The 364-nt window shown below is 26.9% G+C and carries 1 protein-coding gene; it reads left to right on the forward strand.

Going from position 1 to position 364, the window contains the following annotated elements; genetic code table 11:
• The coding region (locus SB689_RS22680; RefSeq protein WP_410694329.1) for a hypothetical protein at positions 1 to 286 on the forward strand (286 nt) is incomplete at its 5' end.
• Between the last annotated feature and the right edge of the window lie 78 nt (positions 287 to 364).

Here is a 364-nt window from a genome sequence, read left to right on the forward strand (position 1 = left end):
ATTATTGTCTGCAGGAATTTTCTTTGTGATTTTTTTATATCACATAATTCGTGCCTATATAAAATCCAATAGGGAAAAAATAAAATTTAAAGAGACCAGATCATATGGTTATATTGTGGGAGGTGGGTCTATAATAGGATTTGAATTTTTTTGTCTATTATTTCTTGAAATAGAAAATGAGATTATTAGAAATATTGCAACAGGAACATTTTCTATGGTATTATTTTTCTCTCCCATACTTATTTGGCTGATTGGTTCTTATTACAATAAATCAAAAAAACTCTGACATTACCATCAGAGTTCTTGTTTTATAAAGAATAAATGTATTGTTGTACTAATCCAAATGCTTGTTGTCAATTAATCT

Origin of the sequence: Chryseobacterium sp. SIMBA_038 (assembly GCF_046535115.1) — a bacterium.
GTDB lineage: Bacteria > Bacteroidota > Bacteroidia > Flavobacteriales > Weeksellaceae > Chryseobacterium.